Origin of the sequence: Dyella sp. EPa41 (assembly GCF_016586165.1) — a bacterium.
Lineage (GTDB): Bacteria > Pseudomonadota > Gammaproteobacteria > Xanthomonadales > Rhodanobacteraceae > Dyella.
The window spans coordinates 42,398-52,415 of the sequence record NZ_BCPR01000032.1 but is presented as its reverse complement, the minus strand read 5'-3'; the positions used below and the strand labels follow the sequence as shown (position 1 = coordinate 52,415).

General features: G+C 66.9%; 6 protein-coding genes. 3 read left to right on the top strand and 3 right to left on the bottom strand.

The features are described 5' to 3' along the window. Positions 1-149: 149 nt before the first annotated feature. Positions 150-2,975 carry an autotransporter serine protease gene (locus tag JMF82_RS11965; protein WP_201314807.1) on the bottom strand — a complete coding sequence of 942 codons (2,826 nt, stop codon included), beginning with the start codon at positions 2,973-2,975 and terminating at the stop codon, positions 150-152. Between the two features lie 205 nt (positions 2,976-3,180). On the opposite strand from JMF82_RS11965, the gene JMF82_RS11960 reads away from it, so the two are divergent. The 3 genes from JMF82_RS11960 to JMF82_RS11950 all read left to right on the top strand — a co-directional run bounded on the left by JMF82_RS11960 (position 3,181) and on the right by JMF82_RS11950 (position 6,521). Continuing rightward, positions 3,181-4,365 (top strand): acetyl-CoA C-acyltransferase, encoded by a 1,185-nt coding sequence (locus tag JMF82_RS11960; protein ID WP_201314806.1) that lies wholly within the window; start codon positions 3,181-3,183, stop codon positions 4,363-4,365. Between the two features lie 146 nt (positions 4,366-4,511). Beyond that, entirely contained in the window at positions 4,512-4,772 is a 261-nt protein-coding gene (locus tag JMF82_RS11955; protein ID WP_236585440.1) for a hypothetical protein, read from the top strand. 141 nt (positions 4,773-4,913) lie between these two features. Next, the gene (locus JMF82_RS11950; protein ID WP_201314805.1) at positions 4,914-6,521 is read left to right on the top strand and encodes a carboxyl transferase domain-containing protein; all 1,608 of its coding nucleotides are present in this window, start codon (positions 4,914-4,916) and stop codon (positions 6,519-6,521) included. 69 nt (positions 6,522-6,590) lie between these two features. Here the strand turns inward: JMF82_RS11950 and JMF82_RS11945 are convergent, their stop codons facing one another. Together JMF82_RS11945 and JMF82_RS11940 are read right to left on the bottom strand one after the other, a co-directional pair. Next, positions 6,591-8,801 carry an alpha-N-acetylglucosaminidase gene (locus JMF82_RS11945; protein WP_236585439.1) on the bottom strand — a complete coding sequence of 737 codons (2,211 nt, stop codon included), beginning with the start codon at positions 8,799-8,801 and terminating at the stop codon, positions 6,591-6,593. A 10-nt stretch (positions 8,802-8,811) separates the two neighbouring features. Continuing rightward, the gene (locus tag JMF82_RS11940) at positions 8,812-10,014 is read right to left on the bottom strand and encodes a metallophosphoesterase (RefSeq protein ID WP_201314803.1); all 1,203 of its coding nucleotides are present in this window, start codon (positions 10,012-10,014) and stop codon (positions 8,812-8,814) included. Positions 10,015-10,018 lie beyond the last annotated feature (4 nt).

Below are 10,018 nucleotides of genomic sequence, written 5' to 3'. Positions count from 1 at the left end.
AACCGTGCCATCCAAGCGCGGCGGTCCTTGATCGACTGGACTCCGCCAGCACCTCCTCTTTCCATATTCGCACAACCTTGCGCAGAAAGTTCCTGCGCCCGGCTACCGCGCAGGACAGTACTCGTGTGGGAAAAGGCCGTTGCGGATGGTCAGAACGACAGACGGTAACTCAGCGTCTCCGTCTGCCCCCGATCGTACTCGGCCACGAACCGGTCGAAGCCCAGCGACAGCCGGGATCGCGGCGACATCATCCAGTCCAGGCTCAGGCCGGCATCGCCGCCGTAGCGGGACAGACCGATGCCACCCACGGGAGCCCACTGGTCGAGCGCGGCGAAGCTGGCGTCAGGGATGGCGCCGCGCATGCTGAAAGCCCGCTGCCAGAGCAGATGACCCTGCAGGCTGAGCTGGCCGCCGCCAGCCAGCGGCCAATCGCGTCCGGCGCGCACGCCCGCGCCGCCCTGCCATCGTTCGATGGTCTGCGAGCCTGCCTTGAGGCCGAAGCCGTCGCCACCGACCTCGTTGAAGCCATCGGTCCGGATGTCCGCGTACTGCAGGTCGACATAGGGCGTCACATGCATGGCGCCCAGCAAGAAACGAAACCCGCTTTCGCCATAGGCCACGCCATAGCGGCCGTGGGTGTCGCTGGCGACGTTCTGCACCTCGCTGCCGAGCTCGATGTGGCGGCGCATGTCTTCGCGATACGTGCCGACGCCCAATCGCCCCATCGCGTACCACTGGTTGCCCACCACGCCGCCGTAGAACATGCCTTCGACCGCGTGGCTCGCGCCCTGGTCGGCGAATTCATCGAGACGACCCAGGTTCTGGCTCTGGCTCACGGCAAAACCGACGACGCCGTTCGCGCCCAGGCGCCGGTCCTGGCCGACCATCCAACCGTTGAGGTCATAGCCGACATTCGCGAAGCCGCTGCGGCTCAGGCTTCCGTAGCCATCCAGCGCCTGTGTCCAGCCGCCGGCGCGCGTGGCGTCGGTCAGCTGGTCGAAGCGACCGGACAGCGCGCGCGTGCCCGCGTCCATGGCCTCGAACGTCATCGCCGCACTGGCGGCGTGCAACTGGCCGGACAGGCTTTCCAGCGACTGCTGCAAGGCGCTGGCCGTGGCGACCTGCTGCAGCGACGCCGCTCCGTTGACGAACGCCGATGTCGTCGGCGATCCGCTGACGGTGCCCTGCGCCACCTGGCCGTTGATTTGCGCAAACGCGCCGTCCACGCGCTGCGCCGCGCCGTAGGACGCCGGCGTATAGGTCACGCCCGTGACGTTGGTTGCCTGCACCTGGCTCACGTTCAACCATGCCTCGGTGGCGTCGTAGTTGAGCGATGCGGACAGCAGCACGCCGGTGGCGACGTCCAGCGCGGAGAACGTGCCGGTCAGTCCACCGCCGGTCGTCAATACGTCGGTATGCGCGTTGACCTGATAACCCTGCCGCACACCCGTGATGTAGAGATCGCCGCCGGTGAGGCTGGCCGTGCCGGCGACGTGGAAGATCGCCCCCAGCGGCATCGCGAGACGACCGTTGCCCTGCTGCGTGTAGTTGCCGAGGATCGTCATGTCGGTGGCGTTCAGGGCCAGCACGCCGGCATTCGTCACCGAGCCGCCGACGGAGGCCGTGTTGGTCAGCACGCCCTGCGCGCCGATGTTGACGCTGGATGCCAGCGACGCCGCGGCCAGCATGCCGCCCTGCACCTGCGTCAAGCCGGTGTAGCTCGCCGGGTAGGTCAGCGTCAGCGTGCCCGTGCCCTGCTTGATCAGGCCGCCCGCACCCGAAATCGGGTTGGACCAGGTGGAACTGCCGCTGAAGTTGACGGTGACATCGCCCCAGTTGAACTGGGCTGGCCCTTTCACGGCTCGGGCGACATCCAGTTCGCCATAGCCGAAGGTAGCGTTGGGTTGCGAGCCACCCAACGGGTCGGCCGTACCGAGCAGCGTCTGCCGCACGAGGTCATTGCTGAAATACGGAAAGGCCTGCCACACCAGCGCCGCCGCGCCCGATACCTGCGGTGCCGCCAGCGACGTGCCGGCGACGATCCAGTAGGTTTCGTTGGCGGTCGTGGTGTCGCCCTTGCCGCTGACGATCACGCTGCCGGGCGCGGCAAGGCAATAGCTCATCGCGATGCCGCACTGGTTCGAATAGCTCGCCAGCTTGCCCGGGGCGTTGCTGTCGACCGCGACGACGGTAAGCCAGCCCTTTGCCAGATCCGGCGCGAGGCTGGGCAAGGCGGCGATCGTGCTCGGGTTGGCTTGCGAATCGTTGCCCGCGGCGAACACCACCAGGCCGCCCCACGTATTGATGAAGGGGCTGTAGGCATCGTGGAAACCCTTGGTCGTCGCGCCGTCGCTCGCGCTCCAGCTGATGCCGCCCCAGGAGTTGTTCATCACCTTCACGCCGCTGTTGATGAGGTCCGCGTTGACCTGCCCCAGCGGAATGGCATCCGACGAACTGACCGGTGCCGGAGGCGTCGAACCGTTATCGTCCGGCGCGTTGTCGTCGATGATGCGCGCCGAGACGATGCTCGATCCCGGCGCGATGCCGCCGGCAAATTGGCCGAACGGCGTTCCTGCAGCGATCTCGGCCACGAAGGTGCCGTGCCCGTTGACGTCGTCGACCTTCAGGTTGTTGGTGCTCGGATCGACGTAGACCAGTTCCTTGACGACTCTTCCGGACAGTGCCGGGTGAGTGGACATCACGCCCGTGTCGACGATGCCGATGGTGACCCCGGAGCCGGTGTAGCCGGCGGCGTGCGCGGCATAGGTGCTGGTAATGCCCAGTTGGGCGTCGATCGGCGGTTGCGCCACGCTGCTGGAGGGTGGCGGCGCAGGTGCCGGCGCTGGCGCAGGTGCAGGCGCCGGACGCGTGTTGCTGTTGCCCCCGCCGCCACCGCCGCAGGCCGTGAGGCCAAGGGCCAATCCCGCCAGCACGGCGGTGCGCCGGCATGGCCATGCTCGAGTACCCGTCTTCATCGCCCTCACCCCGTCGATGACGTCCCCTGTCCCACCAACGCACGTCGGGTCGAATAGTCGCACAACGAAATCGCAACCAAACGGGCGCAAGATCCCGTGGCTGCACCAAATCGGCCCGGTTTGCCCCCGCCCGCCGCGGACTGCGATAATTCCACGGCTACCCCTTGGGCACTTTCAGCCCCATCAAGTACTTGCGGAGATTTCCATGTCGGATGTCAGCGTCGTCATCGCCGGTGCCAAGCGCACCGCCATTGGCTCCTTCCTCGGCCAGTTCACCGGCGTTCCCACGCCCACCCTGGGCGCCACTGCGATCCGCGCGGCCCTGGAACAGTCGGGCCTGGCGCCGACCGACGTGAGCGAAGTGATCATGGGCTGCGTGCTGCCGGCCAACCTCGGCCAGGCCCCGGCCCGACAGGCGTCGATCGGCGCCGGCCTGCCGGTATCCGCCGGCTGCACCACGGTCAACAAGGTCTGTGGTTCGGGCATGAAGGCCATCATGCTGGGCCATGACCTGATCAAGGCCGGCTCGGCCGCCATCGTGGTGGCCGGCGGCATGGAATCGATGACCAACGCGCCGCACATGGTCAACGCCCGTACCGGCATCCGTTACGGCGACGGCACCCTGGTCGACCACATGGCGTGGGACGGCCTCACCAATCCCTACGACGGCAAGGCGATGGGCGTGTTCGGCGAGCTGTGCGCCGACAAGTACCACTTCACCCGCGAAGAGCAGGACAAGTTCTCCACCGAATCGGTGGAGCGTGCCAAGGCCGCGCAGCAGTCCGGCGCCTTCGCCGGAGAGATCGTTCCGGTCACCGTGGCCAGCCGCAAGGGTGAAGTACAGGTCGACACCGACGAGCAGCCGGGCCGCTCCGACGTCAGCAAGATCCCGACGCTCAAGCCCGCGTTCCGCAAGGAAAACGGCACCATCACCGCCGCCAGCTCCTCCAGCATCTCCGATGGCGCCGCCGCCGTGGTGCTGCTCTCCGCGGACGATGCCAAGGCCCGCGGCCTTGCCCCCCTGGCCCGCATCGTGGCCCATGCCACCCATTCGCAGGAGCCGGAGTGGTTCACCACCGCGCCGGTGGGTGCGCTGCACAAGGTGCTGGAAAAGGCCGGCTGGAAGGTCTCCGACGTGGACCTGTTCGAAGTCAACGAAGCCTTCGCCGTGGTGGCCATGGCGGCCATGCGCGAACTGGACATCCCGCGCGACAAGATCAACGTCAATGGCGGCGCTTGCGCGCTTGGCCACCCGATCGGCGCGAGCGGCGCCCGCCTGGTGGTCACCCTGCTCAACGCGCTCAAAACCCGCGGCCTCAAGCGCGGCGTGGCGTCGCTGTGCATCGGTGGCGGCGAAGCCACCGCCGTTGCGGTGGAACTCCTTGATTAAAGGTGATTACGGCGATCGGGCCTACGGTCGCCGATGAAAGCGGGGTTAACCGTTTTCCCCTCTTTACACAAAGATGTGGCGCATTTTCCGCGAAAGCGCTATTAATACGCCCGCCAAACGGCATTCCACGGCAAAGGAGATTCAACATGAAGTTCACGCGTACCCTTCTCGCCTCTGCGCTCGTCGCGCTGCTGGCGGCTTGCAGCAACGGCGCGCAGGATTCCGCGCAGGACGCCCAGAAGTCGGCTGACCAGGCTCAGAGCTCCGCTGAACAGGCTCAGAAGGCTGCTGCCGAAGCTCCGGCTGCTGCTCCGGCTTCGACCGCTGCTGCTCCGGCCGAACAGCCGGCCCCGGCTCCGGCTTCGACGGCCGCTGCTCCGGCTCCGGCCACGACCGCGGGTCACTAAGTACCTCGTGTACTTCTGAAAAACCGGCCGCCTCGTGCGGCCGGTTTTTTTGTGCGCGTTCGCCATGCTGCGACGCCGATTTAGCCGGACGACGCCGGCCACTATCATGTGAGGCTACCTTCGAACGGCAGCCCTTCCCCCATGAGTGTCATCCCGTCGCAGATCGATCCCCGTTCTCCCGAGTTCCAGGCCAGCAGCAAGCAGCTGCGCGGCCTCGTGGAGGAGCTGCAGCGGGAACTCGCCCGCAGCGCCGAAGGCGGCGGCGAGAAGGCGCGCGAGAAGCACAGCGCACGCGGCAAGCTGCTGCCGCGCGAGCGCATCCGGGCCCTGCTCGATCCCGGCTCGCCGTTCCTCGAACTGTCACCGCTGGCCGCCCACGGCATGTACGACGATGCGGCGCCCGCCGCCGGCATCATCACCGGCATCGGGCGGGTAAACGGCACCGAGGTCGTGGTGGTCGCCAACGACGCCACGGTGAAGGGCGGCACCTATTTCCCGATGACGGTCAAGAAGCACCTGCGCGCACAGGAAGTGGCTCTGGAGAACCGGCTGCCGTGCATCTACCTGGTCGACTCCGGCGGCGCCTTCCTGCCCCTGCAGGACGAAGTGTTCCCCGACAAGGAACACTTCGGCCGCATCTTCTACAACCAGGCGCGCATGTCGGGCCTGGGTATTCCGCAGATCGCGGTGGTGATGGGGTCGTGCACCGCGGGCGGCGCCTATGTGCCGGCGATGAGCGACGAGACCATCATCGTGCGCGAACAGGGCACCATTTTCCTGGGCGGCCCGCCGCTGGTGAAGGCCGCCACCGGCGAAGTGGTCGATGCCGAGGCCCTCGGTGGCGCGGACGTCCATACGTCCGTGTCGGGCGTGGCCGACCATTTTGCCGAGAACGATGCGCATGCGCTGTCCATTGCGCGCGACATCGTCGCCAGCCTCAACCGCAGCAAGCCAATGCCGCTCGCCTTGAAGGCGCCGAGCGAGCCGCTGTATCCGGCCGAGGAGCTGTACGGCGTGATCCCGCAGGACACGCGCCGGCCGTTCGACATCCGCGAGGTGATTGCGCGCATCGTCGACGGCTCGGAGTTCCACGAGTTCAAGGCGCGCTACGGCAAGACGCTGGTGTGCGGCTTCGCGCATATCCACGGCTACCCGGTCGGCATCATCGCCAACAACGGCATCCTGTTCTCCGAGTCCGCGCTCAAGGGCGCGCACTTCATCGAGCTGTGCAACCAGCGCAACGTGCCGCTGGTGTTCCTGCAGAACATCACGGGTTTCATGGTCGGCAAGAAGTACGAGAACGCCGGCATCGCCAAGGACGGCGCCAAGATGGTGACCGCCGTGGCGTGCTCGCACGTGCCGAAGTTCACCGTGGTCATCGGCGGCAGCTTCGGCGCGGGCAACTATGCCATGTGCGGCCGCGCCTATGGCGCACGCTTCCTGTGGATGTGGCCCAACTCGCGCATCAGCGTAATGGGCGGCGAGCAGGCCGCGTCGGTGCTGGCCACCGTGCGTCGCGACGGTATCGAAGCCAGCGGCAAGACGTGGAGCGCCGGGGACGAGGAAGCCTTCAAGGCGCCGATCCGCGAGCAGTACGAGCGCCAGGGACACCCCTATTACGCCAGCGCACGCCTGTGGGACGACGGCATCATCGATCCGGCCGACACGCGCCGCGTGCTGGGGCTGGCGATTTCCGCTTCGCTCAATGCGCCGATCGAAGCGCAGCGCTACGGCGTGTTCCGCATGTAAGCCATCGAACCGGCGATGGCGGCGCCCGCGCATGCATGGATGATCAGGCCGTGCCCCTGCCTGCCGCCGTCAGTGTGAGCCCGCTCCCGATGGACTGCCGCGCGGACAGAGGTCGAGCCGGGTCGCGACCTCGGTCGCGAGCTGCCAGGCATCGCCCTGCGGCGTCGTTCGCTGCGCGTCGCGCGCATGGGCCCAGGCCTGCTCCATGGCAAACCAGTCGATGGGCGCAGGTGGTGCCCCCTTGTCCAAGGCGCCCGCCAAGGAATCGAAGTAGCGCTGCCAGCGGGGCGCATACAACCCGTTGACGAGCCCCGAGAGTTCGCGGTTGGCATAGTCGTGCAGTTCGCCGCGATCGGCGCCGGAGCGATCGCCCCAGCTGGTGATGAGGGAGCGCTGGTCGTATTCCAGCTGGGCCGCCTCCTCATCATTGCCGGCGGCGTCGCGTGCGTGCGCCAGCCAGCTTCCGAGCAGGAAATGCGGTTCGCTGGCGAGCAGGCGGTCGAGCAAGGCCATGTCGCCCAACCATTGCGTGGTGAGCGTGCGGAATCGCGGGGCGTCCTTGGATGCATAGGCCGCACCGATCTGCGGCAGCAGCACGCGCGCCTGATTGGCGAGCGCCTGGCGCGCCACATCGACCAGGTCGTAGCGGTACGCGCTGGTGCTTCGCAAGGCTGGCTCCACCTGCAGCAGTTCGCAGACGGCCTGGCCGAAGCGCGCGCCGTCGTAGCGCATGCTTTCCGGCGACCAGCGCGCCGCCGTGCGCACGGCCAGATCGGGACGCGCATTGAACAGGCTGTCCTGCGGCTCGGACCAGCCATTCGAGGGCATCGCGTAAGCCGTTGCCGCAAGCACCCGCCATGCAGCCGATGCGTGTTCGTCGGGCCCGCCGTAGCGATAGACAGCGTAGTCGGCGAACCAAGGCGCCGGTTCTGCCGGCAAGGCCTGCCATGCCAATGCGGTGAACAGGGCAAAGGCCGCCGGATCGGTACCGGTGCCTTCGGGCATATAGGCGATGCCACGCAATGCACTGTCGTGCTTGTCGCGCCACGCGGGGAATCGCGACAACCAGACGCCGGTATTGGCGCCAAGCGTGGTGTGTCCGCCGAAGTTGCTGATCGCGCCGAACGCGTAGGGCGCGCCATGCCAGTCACGTTCGCGGTCCAGGCCTTCGTGGCGATCGGAAAGGCCATCGACGATCAGCAGCCGCTGGTGATCCACCGCGTCGATCACCGCGATGGGCGGGTTGCGCTGCCAGCCGAGCATGACCCAACGTGCGCCGGGATGGGCCGCCTGCAGTGCCTGCATCACATGCTGCGCGGCCAGGTTCACCGGCACGTCGCCGGCGCGGCCGCCTTCGTGGAGCAGATCCATCTTGTACAGGGTGCTGTCGCCGAACAGCTCGCGCTGGTGGCGATAGAAGGCAGCGGCGACGCGCGCATACATCGGATCGCGCGGATCGAGCCAGTCGGGCCGCGTGAATCCGGCCCACTCGCCCTGTGCCACCACGTGCACGCCGGCGTGGCGCTCGGCAAAGCCCGCCGGCACCGTGCCGAAGTAGCCGGGCATCACCGCCGTCATGCCCAGTTCGCGCAGGCGCGCCACGATCTTCCTGGCCAGTTCGGTACGACGCGCGAACTGCGTCGTCGACATCGGCCCGCCGAAGGCCGACATGTTCTGCAGCAACCACCAGGGCTGGTGCGCCGCCGCGGGAATCCAGGCGCGGACCTGGGCGTCGTCGTAGCCGAACTCGCGCAACGTACGCCGATACACCTCTTCCGTGCCGATGGGCATGAAGACTTCGTTGATGCCGTGCAAGGCCAGCAGGTCGAGCTTGTGTTCCCAACCGGGCCAGTCGAGATAAGCATCGGAGTAGCCATCGTCGACGTCGTTGAGCGCGAAGCGGTCCGGCACCTTCGACATGCGGCTGATCGGCGACGGGGGTGCCGGCAAGATCACAGGCAGGCGATCCACGCTGTCGCCGGGCCAGCCGAAGCTGGTATGGGTGACCTGCTCCAGATAGGTTTCCACGCCCGTCAGCAGTGTCGCCGGCGACGTTCCCGCCACCACGATGTGACCCGGGGTGCCGCTGATCTCGAAGCGATCCGCCCCCTTGCCCTCCAGCGCGACCAGCGTGAACTGCGCCTGGTGTCGCGGGAGCAGCCGTTGCAGGGCGTTCCGTGCAGGCACCGTGTCGAATCCGGCAAACGCGCTGCTTGCCACCAGGCACAAGGCCGCAAGGAGGGCCAGGCGGCCACGACGATGCACGGGATTCGGGTTCACGATGCCGACCTCACGACTTGGGCTTGCGGCGCAGGATGAAAGCATCGACCAGCTTGCCCGTGCGGTCCACTACCTTGACGGTGAGCTCGGTATCGCTCGCTTCCACGCGCGCCACCTGGTCCTGCCCTACCACCAGGATGGGAAAGTCGTTGCCGCGCTCGCCAGGCTTGATGTGCTGGAAATGGTGCTCATGCCCTGCAATGAACAGGTCGATCCTTGCCTGGTTGGCCGCCTGCGTCCACCGATCGTTCTGGCCATCGACCCAGCCCCAACCCGGATCGTGGCCGAACACGACGGTGAACGGAGCAGCCCTCGTGCGCGGCTCATCGGCGAGCACATGGCGAAACCATGCCAGTTCCTGCCTGCGGTAATCGCCCAGGTTGTTGAGTCCGGCGTAGACCTTCGTGCCGTCCGGCTTGTCCTCACCGGTATCGACCATCACCATGTGCAGCGGCCCGTCGTCACGCGTGTAGACATAGCGGCCGTCCTGCGCGTGCAGGTAGTCGCCGAACGAGCGCGCCATCTCGCCGCGATAGTCATGGTTGCCACGCACGTAGAGCAGCGGCGTCTTCGCCTGCAGGCCGCTCGCCATCGGGTCGAGGAAGCGGTCCTTGATCTGGTTTTCGCTGACGACATAGTTGAGGCTGTCGCCGGTATGCACGACGAAATCGACCGGCGCCTGGTGGATCAGGCCCATCAATGCCCGGATGCGTTCCACGTTCTCGTGCGTATCGGTGATGGTTGCCAAGCGCGTGGTTTTCTTCGTGGCATCGAAGGTGGTGAAGCTGCCGGTCGCGCTCTCCACCGTCTTCCCCATGTCGGGCCAATAGGGCTTCAGCGCCACCACCCTTCGCGATGCAACGCGGTATTGGTAATGGCTTCCCGGCGCCAGGCCGTCGATGACCACGCGGTGCATCGTTCCCACCGGCACCATGCCATCCACCTGGGGGACCGCCTCGTGATCGAGCTTGCCTTCGCCGTAACTCACCCTGCCGTCGCTGGGCGCATCGGTCATCCATTCGACGATCACCGAGGTATCGGACATGTCCAGCAGCAATGGCCCCATCGTGATGGCCGGCGTGCTGTCGAACGTGCGATAGGGAACATTCGGATCGTCATCCGATGCCGCCTTCGCGCGTGCAGCTTCCACGGCGCCGGCACCCGGGACCAGGCCCGCGCACAACACCATCATCGCGAACAACCCATGCTTCATGCCT